A 15,381-nucleotide genomic window follows, 5' to 3' on the forward strand; every position below is an offset into this window, starting at 1 on the left:
TTATAAGTATTTGTTGTTTAGAATCATAAAAGATTGTGCAGACTCTGTCAACATGTAAAGCTTGCATCATATGTTATTACACTATACAGAATCCAACGTCAAAACTAAATACTTCTGTCTTACGATAGTAAAATAATAATATGGCGCCTGATACGTTTCAAATGACTAAAGAAGGGGCATACAATCGCTATACTACTAACTTAGGGGTTGGATCGCATGGATCAAGGATCTGAAAATGCACGAAGGAAATTAAATAAAACATTAAAACCATCATGGGTGTTTGCTATCGCACTCGGCTCATCTGTTGGTTGGGGAGCGTTCATCTTACCAGGTGATTGGATTCAATCTTCAGGACCATTAGGCGCAGTCATCGGGTTAGGAATCGGTGCACTCGTGATGATGATCATCGCCTCCAGTTACGGTGTCATGATCAAGAAGTTTCCAGTTTCTGGAGGCGGATTTACATATGCTTTTATAGCAGCAGGCAAAATATGGGCGTTCATTTGCGGTTGGTTTTTGTCACTTGGATATATATCAATCGTTGCATTGAATGCTTCTGCACTCACTTTATTATTGAAGTTTTTAGCACCTGGATTTATGAAACAAGGGTTTCTATATAACGTCGCAGGTTGGGACGTGTACATACCGGAAATTATTGTCGCCAGTTTACTGATTTTAGCATTTGCGTTTATTAACACGACCGGAACAATTATTTCAGGTCAAATCCAATTTTATTTCAGCGTCTTGCTTGTTGCTGGTGTCATCGTACTTGGTATCTTCACATTCGCTGGAGCTGAGCAACCGCTTGCCAATTTGCAACCATTGTTTAAAGGTAACCAGTCGATTATTACTTCTATACTTGTAGTATTGGCCATTGCACCATGGGCATACGTCGGATTCGATAATGTCCCACAAGCCGCGGAAGAATTCAACTTCTCTCCCCGTAAAGCAACTATGCTAATTGTTGCTTCCCTATTCACTTCTTTCATCATCTATGCCATCATGATCGGTTTAACTAGCTGGACATATCCCGCATCGGCTAATATTGGAAGCGGTGATTTATGGGTAACTGGTGATGTGGTCCGATCCGCATTAGGAGTTGGTGGATTAGCTGTGATGGCAGTAGCGATTGTCATGGGAATCTTCACTGGTTTGAATGGATTCTTCATGTCCTCGAGTCGTTTATTATTCTCTATGGCGCGCGCACGGGCATTACCGAACTTCTTCCGTGAGATGACGGCAAACCAAACGCCTAAATGGGGGATCTGGTTCGTAGCTTTAATTACTTTGCCTACGCCATGGTTTGGTCGCCAAGCATTAACATGGATCGTTGATATGTCTTCTACAGGCGTATCCGTAGCCTACTTCTTCACTTGTCTCGCAGCATTTAAAGTACTGGCTTGGGGTAAAGAAGAAATAGGTCGCGAAATTGCACCTTTGAAAAAGTTTTTGGCATTACTAGGTATGGTGGCAAGCGGATCGTTCTTGGCATTACTACTTGTGCCAAATTCTCCAGCAGCACTTACAACGCCTTCTTACTTGTTATTGCTCGTCTGGGCGATCGTAGGTGTGATCTTCTACCTGTCTATACGTAAGCGCTACAACAGCCTGACGCAAGAAGAGACCGAGTACTATGTATTAGGTAAATCCATCGATTCAGAAGTAATGGATGCAGCGACTGTAGAACCAGATACCGATCTGCCCGTTCCAGAAGCTACTCGTTCATAAGCGTACTAAATAAAAGGACCGCCACAAGAATGCACTTCTTGTGGCGGTCCTTTATTTCGAGTAAAAAGCAGAGACAGTTGCGGTCTCTGCTTTTATTACGTCTAGTCTTATAGAAGTCCAATCCACTGCCAGTAAGTCGCACTGAGTAGCAAGATGAGCAAGTAACCAATAATTGTTAGCGGAACACCTGTCTTCAGGAAGTCCTTCACTGAGAAAGCACCCGTTCCATATGCCAACATGTTCTGTGGAGCACTGACAGGCAACAAGAATCCGAAACTGATGACGAACTGCTGAATCAAGACAAATCCGACTTCATTAACATCAAGTGAAATCGTTGTGGCCAATGCAATAAATATCGGGATCAGTGCAGATGACAAACTCGTCGCACTGGCAAACCCGAGGTGAATCAAAATATTAAACAGTGACAGCAAAGCAATGGTTGCGAGTAATGGCATCGTATCCAAGCCCATTGCGCCGAACACTTTATCAGACAGCCACTGTGCACCTGTTGTATCTAGTAATAGTGTACCCATTGAAATACCTACTGCGAAGACGACGATTGTCCCCCATGGAATCATTTGCTGGACAGTTTTCCAATCGAATACACCAATCTTCGGTGTTAGTAAAATTGCAATAGCGACAATGGTGACAGTCGTTGTATCAAATGGGTGTAATTTTTCTTCCGTTGCCCATAAGAAAAGTAATGAAACGGCAACGATAATCAAGCGAAGTTCGGAAGCTTTGATTTTGCCTAGTTCTTTTAATTGGCCTTGAATCAATTCCTTACCGCCTTCTACTACTTGTGTTTCCGGTTTAATAACCAGTTTCATGATGAAGAATAAAGCGATCGACATGAGAATAGACCATGGAGCTGCATACAAGAACCAAGAACTCCATGCGACGGATACACCAAACTCTTTCTCGATAAAGCCAAGTGCGACCATATTCTGTGCAGCACCGGTCTTAATACCAACGTTCCAGATCGAAACAGATTGAACAGCCGTAATGACGAGCAATGCTCCTAGTCGACTGTTTGTCGGCAATCCGAATGCAGCGACCATACCAAGCAAAATCGGCACGACCGCTCCGGCACGTGCGGTTGCACTTGGTACGAAGAACGCCAAGACAATCGATACGACGATGGAACCAAAGATAATAGCACCCGTCTTAACGCCAACTTTCGACAGAATGAAAAGTGCCAATCGTTTATGTAGATTGGTGGTCTGCATGGCGGTTGCAAGGAACAATGCAGCTGCAACCAACGCTACAGCAGGACTAGAGAATCCGGCCAATGCCATTCTCAAAGCGTTTTTCGTTCCAAGCAGTTCTTCAGGGTTTTCCATATTTGGAGCGAGTCCAAGAAGCACTGCAGCTAACCCAAGAATCATAGCCGCACTGACAGGATACGGGACGGCTTCAGTCACCCATAAGATTACCGCGAATGCTAGGATGGCTAGAGCTCTTTGTCCCACGACAGGTAGATCAGCAGGGTTAGGAAGTAAAACGATAGTTATGAGTGCAACGAAAGCCAGGAGTATCCATAGCCCTTTCAAATTACGTTTCTGCTTTTCTGGCTGAGGAGCTACTTCTTGTGTTGTTGTCACAAACATTCATCCCTTTCTATATGTAGTTATATTTTAATAATACCCTAAATATTTTACAAATAACTATGTACGCGAAATATGTTGGAAAAAGAATGTACAAGGAAAACGACAGATTGCCGTTACACTGCGTTCTAGTCTGACACAGTGAACCAATTTGACGCTACATATACTCTGAACGCTTCACTCTTGCTTGCAAAATCCGTTCTTGGTATTGTCATTCACACCATGACTTTCAATCCTCAGTACGTACTTACGTGCTATCGCTGAATCGTTAAGTTTGGATCAGAACTCGAACTTTATTCACTAAAAAACTGTCATCAGAGTTGGATCACTTCTAACAACAGCCGAATACTTGTAATACTATCTATTGCTCCACACCTTTCTACGTGGAGATAATCTGTCTATTCCTCTATTGACTTATCTTTCTGACGTGATAAAATTCAAAACGGTAACTATTTATATAAGTAAAGAGCAATCTATTATATAATGAATCAATATCTTCTATGTTTTATTCGCAACAGCAAAGAGACAGAGCGGAGTACTCCTTCGTCCTTTAAGGGGATGACAGGAGTTTTTCTACATTTACAGGAGGTCATGAGCATGTTTCCAATTAAGGCGATTCACTCGCCAACCGTTAAAGCGTCGGTCATACTGACTGTGCTAATCGTGGCGATGATCAGTGCTAGCATTATAGTATTTGATTCTGTACCACATGTACCTATTTTATTTGCTATTCTTTTATTATTTGGCTACGGATTATGGAAGAAAATTTCTTACAAAGAGTTGGAACGCGGTTTAGTGGAAGGTGCAAGTTCTGGTATGAGCGCGGTGTTCTTGTTCTTCTTCATCGGTGTTCTCGTGAGTAGCTGGATGATGGGTGGAACGATTCCAACCCTAATCTATGCAGGACTTCAAATTATTACGCCTACGTTCTTCTATGCCATCGTGTTCATCGTCACAGCTATTATCGGCTTATCTGTCGGTAGTTCATTGACAACTGTCGCTACGATTGGTGTAGCGTTCATCAGTATGGCGCATATTTTAGAGCTTTCTTTGCCTATTGCGGCAGGTGCGATTGTCTCGGGCGCATTTTTTGGAGATAAGATGTCACCGTTGTCTGATACAACCAACTTAGCCTCTTCAATTGTCGGTGTAGACTTATTTGAACATATACGCAATATGGGATGGACAACATTTCCCGCGTTCTTCATCTCACTTATCTTATTTGGTGTGTTATCGCCCAATGTAACATCAAGTGATTTTACGACAATCGAGAAATACAGTGATGCACTAATCGGCACTAACTTAATACATTGGTATACGTTGATCCCTGTAGCCGTGCTGATCATTTTGACATTCGTCAAAGTACCAGCAATTTTGACACTGGCTGTCAGTGCATTGTCCGCCATTATCGTTGCCTATATTCATACATTTTATGGAGCGTCCGAAGTATTAAGGATCTTATTTAGTGGTTATGAAGGATCCACAGGCGTTGCAGTTGTGGATGAATTACTATCACGCAGTGACGGAATGGAAGGCATGATGTTCACGATCTCGCTTGTGTTGCTCGCTCTTAGTATGGGCGGCATGCTGTTTACGTTAGGTATCGTGCAGTGCTTACTTGCGAAAATCGAAAGTGCGTTACGTAAAGTGTCGTCAGTTATTTTGACGTCTGCACTTACTGCAATCGGCATCAACGTTTTGATTGGTGAACAGTATTTATCTATCTTATTAACCGGTCAAGCATTCCAATCTAGCTACGAAAAGGTTGGACTGGCAAATAAAAACTTGAGCCGTGTAATGGAAGATGCCGGGACCGTTATTAATCCCCTTGTTCCATGGAGTGTCGCAGGGATTTTCATCACGACTGTACTTGATGTTCCAACAATCGCTTATTTACCCTTTGCGTTCTTCTGCTTATTAAGCCCAATTTTGACTGTGCTTTTTGGCTATTTAGGGAAGACGCTGACACGCATTTAATTAACGTTACGACATAATAATATCATCTTGCTGCTGGTCAAGTCGCCGGATTTCTTCTTCTAAAGCTGCACGTTTTCTTGCAAGTCGGTCCTGTATACGACGGACGTCTTGCATGACTGCGTGTAGCTTCTTTTTACCCTCTGTAATTCGTGTGTGGACCATCCAGTCAGAGAATATATTATCGAAAAACACATCTGTGAATGTAAAGATATCGTTTTTATTTACTTGGAATGAATCTGTCGCAGCATCTTGCACATCCATCAATTCCGTCTCATAATGACGTAGTGCTCGTTGTGCTTGATGAACATGATCATCTGAACTATTGATTTCGGAATACTTTAATGCGGAAACAAACATGCCTCCTCCTAAAAATGTATCCCACATCGAAATCCCTTCTGCTGAATCCAACTTCTTCATTGCACCTGCCAACGCGTATTCCGCCTTCTCCCCCGCTTCGAACGCTTCTCCTATTTCACGCAACATAGAATAGACACGTACACGATCGTCCGAAATCTTCTGGAGCGTTTGATTGGCTACAGAATCATTTAAACGAATCCATGACTCTTTTTCCTTCAAGAAGTATTCCCAATCCTCAGCAATATGCATATAGTCCGGTTTCTCCAGTTCATTACGCAAACCATCTACTTCTGCAGTCAGATCTAGTACGTTTTTTTCTGCTTCATTATATTGCAATTCAACTTCTGCGGCTTCTTCCATCTCCTTTTTCACCTTTTCATCCCATCTACCCGTCCACTCACTGATTTTGTTCGCAAATGAAAACTTGCCAAGCTTCACAACATCCTGCTGTTCTTTCGTCAACTGACGGTGAAGTTGATCACGTTTTTGTTTCATAGTGAGTAGCTTTTCGCTCGTCTGCTCTAAACGTTTCATTAAACGTCGCTGATTCACTCGTTTTTCCTGTAGACTATTTTGTCGTTTCTGAATATCTTGCCGCATGTTAATCACTCCTTTCTTCATATACGAAGATGTATCAAATAAGGATTCATAGTTTTCATGCATATTATTTACTAATTATCTCATATTAAAGATAAACGTATGAAAGACGTGAGCATAATGGAATTCGATTCAATTTGGAAAGCGGTACTCATTATTGTGGCAGGCATTGTTCTGTTACATATTTCTGGCCGCAAGTCGATTTCACAAATGACAATTGGTCAAACCGTATTAATGATTGCGGTCGGTACATTACTGATTCAGCCTGTAGCAAGCAAGAATTTATGGCAAACCTTACTTCTTTCATTTATTTTAGTGCTGACACTTTTTTTGTTTGAACTATTGGCATTAAAGTGGAACTTTTTCGAAGGTGTTTTACGCGGAAGATCTAAAGTGGTGATTGAAAATGGCATCCTTAAAATATCTACTATGAAAAAACTACGCTTAACCGTGGATGAATTGGAAATGCATTTGCGACAAAGTGGGATTGAAAGAATTGATGATGTGAAATGGGCGACTATTGAAATGAGTGGACAGCTTGGTTATGTCTTAATTGATCGCAAGCAATATGCAACAAAGGAAGACATCGCTCGAATCCAGCTGACGTTAGAACAAATGAGCAATAAACTAGAACTTGATATTCCATTCACACCTAAAACTACGCCTATTACCAATAGTTCTAATCTGTTTACAGAAATAGAACGACCCACTCCAGTTCCTAAATCTCTTGAATAATAGTTTAATGCGCACGTTAAAAGGGGAAGTAACTAATAACAACTCCAAAATCGAGAGGAAGAAGCATATATGATAAGAGTTATAAAAAAATTAATAAAATGGGGAATGGTGTTATATCCTGTCGCAAAAACTGTAATGAATGAAAAGAAGAAAAAAGAGGCATATTCAGGCAGTAAAGGCCGTAGGTAAAACATAAACAACCGATACCAACTATTCGCTTGGCATCGGTTGTTTATATATTATAATGAAAAAGTAAAACTTATTTTATAAAACAGGTTTATTTCTCACTAAAATAAGTGTATACTAAGTGTGAGGATTTTTTTCTGACCTCTTTTTTCCTCACATTGTTTGATCACCAAACAAAAAGCTCCGGGTACATTCATTACCTATGGAGGAGAATTTAACACATGCATTGGTACAACAAATTGAAAGAGTATTTTCCAATTGAAGAGATGAAGTCACAGGAACATATGGAGACATTACTGAATGACAAAGGCAATGTCTACTATAAGGAAGAAGGGCCAAAGCACGTATTGATGTACGTGGAAACGGAGGACTTCGTTTTTGTAGACTATCTTTTCGTATCTTCAGCCGCACGTGGTGAAGGGTTAGGAAAAAAACTGCTGGATTCGTTGAAAACCAAGAATAAACCGATCTTACTGGAAGTTGAACCAGTAGACGAATCCGAACCAGATACTGAGAAACGACTGAAGTTCTATGCACGTGAAAAATTTACGCACGCACAGAAAATCGGCTATAACCGTCGTTCATTAGCTACTGGCGAACAGACTATCCTCGAAATTCTATACTGGGCACCCCCGCAGTCATCACAAGCGGATGAACAAGATGTATTCAACGCGATGAAAACAACCTACGAAGAAATTCACACCTACAAAGACCAAGATTTCTATGGAGATTCATACGATTCCACTGACAAAGTTCTGCAATATCAAGCGAAACCAAAAAAGAATATTTTAGAAGCTTTCGAATCAGTAAGCGTATGACGTGAAGCCGGTCTTTCATAGACCGGCTTTTTTGTGTACTAATACATAATATCTTGTTAGTTGACTCCCCTTCTAAATAATCGCCTAACAGTTGATTGAATCAACAATCGTTTAACCTTACACTGAATATATGAGAAAGGTGTGAGGTTATGTTGCAAATAGGTACTGTGATTCTACAACAACGAAAGCGACTTCAAATTACTCAAGATATACTGGCTTCGTATTGCCAAGTATCGAAAGCCTCGGTGTCGAAATGGGAAAAAGGATTAAGCTACCCTGATATCACACTGTTACCGAAAATCGCTTCCTATTTCGAATTAACCGTCGATGAACTACTTGGCTATGAACGGCACCTTTCTAAAGAAGCCATCCAACACCACTACTATGAATTCGCATCCCGTTTTGGTAAAGAATCTTTTGAATCGGTTTTTATCGATGTAGAAGAACAAGTTAAGTTGTACTATCACGATCCTGCATTCCTACTACAGATGAGTATATTGCTGATCAATCATCATATGTTGAGCAGTGATAGTCCCTCTATTTTACAGAAAACCAATCATTTGTTGGAGCGCATTCGACAAGTAAGTGAAGATGTATGGATTTTACGTCAAGCAAACTCCTTACTGGCAACCATTTCACTTATGCAATCAAATCCTGAAACTACATTGGAATTATTAGACGGAGTGATTAAACCGAGTATCGGAGACGAGATTTTGCTGGCCACTGCTCACGAACAACTTGGTGATCAAGAAGAAGCGATGCGCGTCATCCAAGTTATGATGTATCAAAATGTTATTCAACTTGTCGGCAGTAGCCCACTCTATTTACGACTTTCCGCTTCCAATAAACAAGCATTTGATGAAACAATCCACCGAATCGAAGGATTAATTGAGTTATATTCAATGCAGGCACTTCATCCAAATGTGTGCTTACAATTTTATTTTAGCGTAGCACAATGTGCAGCCCTTTCATCTAACCGGTCGTTACTATATGCATACTTGAAAAAGTATGTGGATGTATGTGTTCATCATCTCTTTCCTCTTTCACTACGCGGTGATGAATACTTCGACTTGCTGGAAGGTTGGCTAAAACAATTGGATTTAGGCACACATGCACCGCGCAATAATGAAATCATTAAGCAATCCATCCTAGAGTCAATGGATGCGCCATTCTTTGATACATTTAAACAAGACGACGAGATGCAGGAGTTACGACAACGATTACGCTTTGGATTGGAGGGAAGCTCTTGAATAACGACATAGCTTTACTTATGGAATATCTACCGTTTTTAATTCCTCTTATTATTTTGCAACTGGGATTGGCCATTTTCTCGGCAATACATGTCATTCGCCATCCCCACTACCGCTTCGGCAACCAAGTCATGTGGCTGTTGATTGTGTTATTAATCCAATTTATCGGACCATTAATCTATTTCGTTTTTGGAAGAGGTGATCACAATGGTCGTACAAATTAATGGGGTGACGAAGCGTTTCGGAGATCATGAAGTATTAAAAGATATTCATCTTGATATTCCAGAGCATACCGTTTTCGGATTTGTCGGTGCAAACGGTTCCGGCAAAACGACCCTGATGAAATGCATGCTCGGCTTATTGCCACTCAATGCAGGTTCCATTACTATTGCAGGCCAATCTGTCACCTTTGGCGAGACCAAGTCCAATCAATATGTTGGATATTTACCCGACGTTCCTGAATTTTATCCATTCTATACTGCGACACAATATTTGGAGTTATGTGCAGTCATTACGAATATGACGAAAACAGAACGACAAGGACGGATCCACGAACTATTGGAATTGGTGGGATTAGCCGATACGACCTCACTCATTAGCACCTATTCAAGAGGAATGAAACAACGTCTAGGTATCGCCCAAGCACTTCTAAACCGCCCTAAATTATTGATTTGTGATGAGCCTACCTCCGCTTTGGATCCAGCTGGTCGCGCACAGATTCTTTCTATTTTACACAAGGCGAAAGAGGAAACCACTGTTTTCTTCTCCACACATATCGTTTCGGATGCTGAACAAATCTGTGATCACGTCGCGATGTTGCATGAAGGGACCATTATATTTCAGGATGAACTGGTCAATTTAAAACAACAAATGACAGGTCAATTCATTTTCACATTTACAATACCTGTAACAGAAGTACATGAACGTTTGAAAAACACCCCATTTAAAGTGAAGATTGATAGCGAGCAATTAGTTGTAAACTTACCTGATGAAAGTACTCAACTGGCTTTCATGCAAGAGCTCACTACCCAAAAGATTCTTATACAGTCGATGCAGCCTAAAACTCGTTTGCTTGAGCAACTCGTTTTGGAGGTGCTCGGATGAACCAGTGGCTTGGTTTTTTAAAGAAAGAATGGTTTGAAAGTGTCAAGACGTATAAATTAATGCTTGTCGTAGTCATTTTCTCAATTCTTGGGATACTAAATCCATTTACAGCAAAAATCACTCCGGTGGTATTCGAGAAATTCATGCCTGAGGGTACATTCGTCAATCTACCCGAACCTACTGCACTCGATTCTTGGCTACAGTTCTATAAAAACGTTCCACAGATGGGTCTAATCGTGTTTATTTTATTATTTAGTACGATGATGTCCAAGGAACTTGAAAAAGGTACCCTCTTGATTTTGCTATCGAAAGGTTTACGTCGCAGTACCGTAATTACAGCAAAATTCTCTATAGCTCTTTGCTATTGGACACTAGCTATCACGCTATCATTCACCATCACCTATGCTTACACTGCTTATTATTGGGATCAAAGCCAACTGCAACACTTACTATTTGCGGCCAGTTGCCTGTATGTATTCGGTATACTCTTACTGGCGGTTACGTTATGGGGAAATATCTTATTTGCTACCCCCTATGGTGGAACACTTGTCACTATATTAGTCGTGATAGCATTATTTATTGCAGCTATATTTCCTCAGTCCGCCAATTGGAATCCCCTTGAATTACTAACAGCTACGACACAGCTATTAACCGGTGAATTAACACCTTCAGACTTATGGATTCCTTACACTATTACTTTGTTTACAACCATTTTAGTCGTATGGCTGACTATATCCCATTTCAAAAGAAAACTACTTTGAAAGCGTTGACAATGAATGAAAAATCATGTAAATTACAAAAGGACGAACAATCCAATGATTTTATATGAAAACATTCGTTTATAGAGGTGATTGTAATGGAAACCGTATTTGACTATGAAGATATTCAGCTAGTTCCAGCAAAATGTGTGGTAGAAAGCCGCTCTGAATGTGATACATCCGTTATGTTAGGTGGTCATACGTTCCGTTTACCCGTCGTTCCTGCCAATATGCAGACGATTATTGATGAAAAGATTGCGATTCAATTAGCAGAAGAAGGCTATTTCTATATTATGCATCGTTTCAAACCTGAAACGCGTATAGATTTTATTAAAGATATGCACGCCCGCGGTTTAATTGCTTCAATAAGTGTTGGGGTAAAAGAAGAAGAATATGGATTCGTTGAGCAACTTGCGATTGACGCACATGTTCCTGAATTCATCACAATCGATATTGCACACGGTCACTCCAATCAAGTGATCCGCATGATCCAGCACATCAAAAAGCATTTACCGATGAGCTTTGTCATTGCGGGTAATGTAGGCACACCTGAAGCTGTCCGTGAACTTGAAAACGCTGGTGCCGATGCGACAAAAGTCGGGATTGGGCCAGGTAAAGTCTGTATTACGAAGATTAAAACAGGATTTGGAACAGGTGGTTGGCAACTTGCGGCTGTTCGCTTATGCGCGAAAGCTGCTTCCAAACCAATCATTGCGGACGGCGGAATCCGTACACATGGCGACATCGCAAAATCTGTGCGCTTCGGTGCAAGTATGGTCATGGTAGGCTCTTTATTTGCCGGTCACGAAGAATCTCCTGGACAGACTGTGGAACAAGATGGTCTGTTGTATAAAGAATACTTCGGTTCAGCTTCTGAATTCCAAAAAGGTGAAAAGAAGAATGTAGAGGGCAAGAAAATGTTCGTGGAATATAAAGGTCCGTTGAAAGATACGTTGATTGAAATGGAACAAGATCTTCAGTCTGCTATCTCCTATTCAGGCGGCAAGACACTCAGTTCAATTCGCACTGTCGATTACGTTATTGTAAAGAACTCGATCTTCAATGGTGATAAAGTATTTTAATGAATTTCAACCGGTTAGAGACTGTTCTCTAACCGGTTTTTTACGTTGTAGTGTATTTATACTTAATATAGGAGTTATTGAGGTGCTTTTTAAGAATTATATCCAAACGAAACTGCAAACACCAACGCAAAAACGGACAAGACAATGATGATTGAACAGATTATCGTTATGGTCAGGGTTAGACTTTTCGGCATATCAGTACGGTTTTTCCAAATAGCTATTAGTAAAAACACGCTGACTACTATAATGATTAGAAAAATAGAAAGGAGCATATAACGCTCTTTAATTAGAAACCATACATCCATTGCGTTTACTCCTCTTGGATAAATTTTAACTTAACAGGCTATTTCTCTAAAAGCATAGGTGAAAACTCTTTACATCAGGAAGAATTTGTAACGGGATAGTGGCTGAAACCCGTTGATCTGCGCTGCAGCCGGAACCTTATAAAACATTCAATATGATCACTAGTTTACAGTAAAATATAACGTTTTTCCACAACGGTCTGATCTGAATCACACAAAACCTCTTAAATTAACACGCCCCGCAGTTGTACTGGCTAGTTCTTCACCCGTAACTTGATATGTCCGATTTGGTTTATTCATAAATTCCTCAATTTAATTCCTTCCACCACTTTCAAGCCAACTGGTAATCATTCAATTTAATTGAGAATACAGGGGAAATCTTTACGTATACTATCGTTTACAGAAATAATATATTACGACTTTTCACTAGACTGAATCAATAAAATTGACAACTCCGCACAATTATATAATAATGATTATGTAATTAGAATTATTATATTCTATAACTCAAACATGTGACTGCATCAGTCATCAAAAACACTTTAGGAGGAATCATTCATGTCAATGATCGGAAAACAAATCGAAGAGTTTACAGCAAACGCGTACAACAGTGGTAACGGGGAATTCATCGAAGTAACCCAGGAAAACTTTAAGGGTAAATGGAGCGTAGTCTGCTTCTATCCGGCTGACTTTACATTTGTCTGCCCTACTGAACTCGAAGACCTTCAAAACCAATACGAAACATTGAAAGGCCTCGATACGGAAGTATACTCCGTTTCAACGGACACACACTTCACACACAAAGCATGGCACGACCACTCAGACGCCATCAGCAGTTTGCGCTACATCATGGTCGGTGACCCATCACAGAAAATCTCTCGCAGCTTCGACGTGCTAGATGAAGAAGCGGGTCTTGCACAACGCGGTACATTTATCATCGATCCGGACGGTGTCGTGCAGGCAGCAGAAATCAACGCAGACGGAATTGGCCGTGACGCAAGCGTTCTGGTCAATAAAATCAAAGCAGCACAATACGTTCGCAACAATCCGGGTGAAGTATGTCCGGCTAAATGGCAGGAAGGCAGCGAAACACTGAAGCCAAGCTTGGATCTTGTAGGAAAAATTTAAGGAGACGGTTTATATGTTAGATGCGAATATTAAAGCGCAGTTAGCCCAATATCTCGAGATGATGGAAAAGGAAGTCCAGCTGAAGATCAGCGCAGGCTCCGGAAAAGTAGCACAAGACATGCACGAGCTGGTGGATGAACTGGCCTCCATGTCTTCCCTCATCAAAGTAGAGAAAGCTGAATTGGAAAGAACACCAAGCTTCAGCATCAACCGTCCTGGCGAAGATACCGGCATCGTATTTGCCGGTATTCCGCTAGGCCACGAATTCACCTCACTCGTCTTGGCTTTGCTACATGTAAGCGGCAGAGCGCCTAAAGTCGACGATCAGGTGATCGAGCAAGTGAAGAACATCGAAGGTACGCACCATTTCGAATCCTATATCAGCCTGAGCTGTCAGAACTGTCCGGAAGTCGTACAGGCGCTAAACATCATGAGCGTACTGAATCCGAATATCACGCATACGATGATCGACGGAGCAGCCTTTAAGGATGAAGTGGAAAGCAAAAACATCATGGCGGTTCCGACCGTGTACTTAAACGGCGAACCATTCACGAACGGCCGCAAAACAATCGAGGAAATCCTTGCGGAAATGGGAAGCGGCCTCGATGCATCCGACTTCGAAGACAAAGACCCATTTGACGTGCTCGTTGTCGGTGGAGGACCAGCCGGCGCAAGCGCAGCAATCTACGCTGCCCGCAAAGGGATTCGCACAGGCATCGTCGCTGATCGTTTCGGTGGTCAGATCTTGGATACCGCAGCAATTGAGAACTTCATCAGCGTCAATCGCACGGAAGGACCGAAGCTTGCGGCAAGCCTTGAAGAACACGTGAAGGAATACGATATCGATATCATGAACCTGCAGACAGCGAAACGTCTAGAGAAAAAGGATCTCATTGAAATCGAACTAGAAAACGGCGCAGTTCTCAAGAGCAAGACTGTGATCTTGTCGACGGGTGCGCGCTGGCGCAACATCGGCGTGCCAGGCGAAGCCGAATTCCGCAACAAAGGCGTTGCCTACTGTCCGCACTGCGACGGCCCTTTGTTTGAAGGCAAGGACGTGGCAGTAGTTGGCGGTGGAAACTCCGGTATCGAAGCAGCGATTGACCTGGCAGGTATCGCAAGTCATGTCACAGTGCTCGAGTTTGCATCAGAACTCAAAGCGGACGCGGTCTTGCAGGAACGCTTGAACAGCCTGCCGAACGCGAAGGTGTTGACGAACGTCCAAACGAAGGAAATCACCGGCACTGATAAAGTAAACGGCGTCACGTATACAGACCGTGATTCGGGTGAGGAACATCATATCGAACTGGACGGCATATTCATTCAGATCGGACTCGTGCCGAACACGGACTGGCTCGGTGATTCAGTCGAACGCAACCGTTTCGGTGAAATTATGATTGATAAAAGAGGCGCGACGAACGTACCCGGTGTATTTGCAGCGGGCGACTGCGCGGACGAGCCATACAAGCAGATCATTATCTCTATGGGCTCCGGCGCTACCGCTTCCCTCAGCGCGTTCGATTATCTCGTACGCAGTTAAGTGGAAGTCTACTAATGAAAAGATGCAGAAAGGCTATACGCCCTTCTGCATCTTTTTTTGCATTTCGCCCTTACGAATTAGCAGAAACCATGTTAAACAATCGCCCCCGATTGCATAATATCATTGCCTATTGGGAAAAAACTTATTGCCGATCATACCACCAATCATAGCTGACAAACCGACAACGATAATCTTTATTATAGTATTGATAT

The 15,381-nt window shown here is 41.8% G+C and carries 13 protein-coding genes; 11 read left to right on the forward strand and 2 right to left on the reverse strand.

From position 1 onward, the window contains the following. The first annotated feature begins 216 nt into the window (after nt 1–216). Nucleotides 217–1,728: an APC family permease gene (locus CSV68_RS13025; RefSeq protein WP_099662346.1), complete on the forward strand. Its 1,512-nt coding sequence runs from the start codon at nt 217–219 to the stop codon at nt 1,726–1,728. 107 nt (nt 1,729–1,835) lie between these two features. Here CSV68_RS13025 and CSV68_RS13030 read toward each other — a convergent pair whose 3' ends face one another. Continuing rightward, complete coding sequence (locus tag CSV68_RS13030; RefSeq protein WP_233190466.1) at nt 1,836–3,332, reverse strand: DASS family sodium-coupled anion symporter; 1,497 nt, start codon at nt 3,330–3,332, stop codon at nt 1,836–1,838. Nucleotides 3,333–3,932: 600 nt separating this feature from the next. Here CSV68_RS13030 and nhaC point away from each other — a divergent pair. Beyond that, nucleotides 3,933–5,312, forward strand: coding sequence for a Na+/H+ antiporter NhaC (gene nhaC, locus CSV68_RS13035; RefSeq protein WP_099662347.1), 1,380 nt, complete (start codon nt 3,933–3,935; stop codon nt 5,310–5,312). 6 nt (nt 5,313–5,318) lie between these two features. Here nhaC and CSV68_RS13040 read toward each other — a convergent pair whose 3' ends face one another. After that, entirely contained in the window at nt 5,319–6,269 is a 951-nt protein-coding gene (locus CSV68_RS13040; protein WP_099662348.1) for a hypothetical protein, read from the reverse strand. A 117-nt stretch (nt 6,270–6,386) separates the two neighbouring features. On the opposite strand from CSV68_RS13040, the gene CSV68_RS13045 reads away from it, so the two are divergent. From CSV68_RS13045 to ahpF, 9 genes are all read left to right on the forward strand, one after another. Beyond that, nucleotides 6,387–7,001, forward strand: coding sequence for a DUF421 domain-containing protein (locus tag CSV68_RS13045; protein WP_099634955.1), 615 nt, complete (start codon nt 6,387–6,389; stop codon nt 6,999–7,001). A gap of 407 nt (nt 7,002–7,408) precedes the next feature. Continuing rightward, complete coding sequence (locus tag CSV68_RS13050; protein WP_099634956.1) at nt 7,409–8,005, forward strand: N-acetyltransferase; 597 nt, start codon at nt 7,409–7,411, stop codon at nt 8,003–8,005. A gap of 149 nt (nt 8,006–8,154) precedes the next feature. After that, nucleotides 8,155–9,255: a helix-turn-helix domain-containing protein gene (locus CSV68_RS13055; RefSeq protein WP_099662349.1), complete on the forward strand. Its 1,101-nt coding sequence runs from the start codon at nt 8,155–8,157 to the stop codon at nt 9,253–9,255. Beyond that, complete coding sequence (locus tag CSV68_RS13060; protein ID WP_233190467.1) at nt 9,252–9,479, forward strand: PLDc N-terminal domain-containing protein; 228 nt, start codon at nt 9,252–9,254, stop codon at nt 9,477–9,479. Before CSV68_RS13055 ends, CSV68_RS13060 begins: the two co-directional genes overlap by 4 nt. Further along, nucleotides 9,463–10,359 carry an ABC transporter ATP-binding protein gene (locus CSV68_RS13065; RefSeq protein ID WP_099634958.1) on the forward strand — a complete coding sequence of 299 codons (897 nt, stop codon included), beginning with the start codon at nt 9,463–9,465 and terminating at the stop codon, nt 10,357–10,359. The genes CSV68_RS13060 and CSV68_RS13065 overlap by 17 nt, the downstream gene beginning before the upstream one ends. Then, a complete protein-coding gene (locus tag CSV68_RS13070) occupies nt 10,356–11,120 on the forward strand; it encodes an ABC transporter permease subunit (protein ID WP_099662350.1) in 765 nt (254 codons plus the stop codon). Before CSV68_RS13065 ends, CSV68_RS13070 begins: the two co-directional genes overlap by 4 nt. Before the next feature lie 95 nt (nt 11,121–11,215). Then, nucleotides 11,216–12,199, forward strand: a complete 984-nt coding sequence (gene guaC, locus CSV68_RS13075) for a GMP reductase (protein ID WP_099662351.1) — start codon at nt 11,216–11,218, stop codon at nt 12,197–12,199. An 860-nt stretch (nt 12,200–13,059) separates the two neighbouring features. Then, a complete protein-coding gene (gene ahpC, locus CSV68_RS13085) occupies nt 13,060–13,629 on the forward strand; it encodes an alkyl hydroperoxide reductase subunit C (protein ID WP_099634962.1) in 570 nt (189 codons plus the stop codon). Between the two features lie 13 nt (nt 13,630–13,642). Beyond that, nucleotides 13,643–15,169 carry an alkyl hydroperoxide reductase subunit F gene (gene ahpF / locus CSV68_RS13090; protein WP_099634963.1) on the forward strand — a complete coding sequence of 509 codons (1,527 nt, stop codon included), beginning with the start codon at nt 13,643–13,645 and terminating at the stop codon, nt 15,167–15,169. The last annotated feature ends 212 nt before the right edge of the window (nt 15,170–15,381 follow it).

Source organism: Sporosarcina sp. P29 (assembly GCF_002743265.1).
In the GTDB taxonomy this organism is placed as follows: Bacteria; Bacillota; Bacilli; order Bacillales_A; family Planococcaceae; genus Sporosarcina.

What these genes read in the sequence shown, in the direction of transcription:
- guaC (WP_099662351.1), top strand. Translation starts at nt 11,216, where the DNA reads ATGGAAACCGTATTTGACTATGAAGATATTCAGCTAGTTCCAGCAAAA.
- CSV68_RS13025 (WP_099662346.1), top strand. Translation starts at nt 217, where the DNA reads ATGGATCAAGGATCTGAAAATGCACGAAGGAAATTAAATAAAACATTA.
- CSV68_RS13055 (WP_099662349.1), top strand. Translation starts at nt 8,155, where the DNA reads ATGTTGCAAATAGGTACTGTGATTCTACAACAACGAAAGCGACTTCAA.
- nhaC (WP_099662347.1), top strand. Translation starts at nt 3,933, where the DNA reads ATGTTTCCAATTAAGGCGATTCACTCGCCAACCGTTAAAGCGTCGGTC.
- CSV68_RS13045 (WP_099634955.1), top strand. Translation starts at nt 6,387, where the DNA reads ATGGAATTCGATTCAATTTGGAAAGCGGTACTCATTATTGTGGCAGGC.
- CSV68_RS13070 (WP_099662350.1), top strand. Translation starts at nt 10,356, where the DNA reads ATGAACCAGTGGCTTGGTTTTTTAAAGAAAGAATGGTTTGAAAGTGTC.
- ahpF (WP_099634963.1), top strand. Translation starts at nt 13,643, where the DNA reads ATGTTAGATGCGAATATTAAAGCGCAGTTAGCCCAATATCTCGAGATG.
- ahpC (WP_099634962.1), top strand. Translation starts at nt 13,060, where the DNA reads ATGTCAATGATCGGAAAACAAATCGAAGAGTTTACAGCAAACGCGTAC.
- CSV68_RS13065 (WP_099634958.1), top strand. Translation starts at nt 9,463, where the DNA reads ATGGTCGTACAAATTAATGGGGTGACGAAGCGTTTCGGAGATCATGAA.
- CSV68_RS13050 (WP_099634956.1), top strand. Translation starts at nt 7,409, where the DNA reads ATGCATTGGTACAACAAATTGAAAGAGTATTTTCCAATTGAAGAGATG.
- CSV68_RS13040 (WP_099662348.1), bottom strand. Translation starts at nt 6,269, where the DNA reads ATGCGGCAAGATATTCAGAAACGACAAAATAGTCTACAGGAAAAACGA.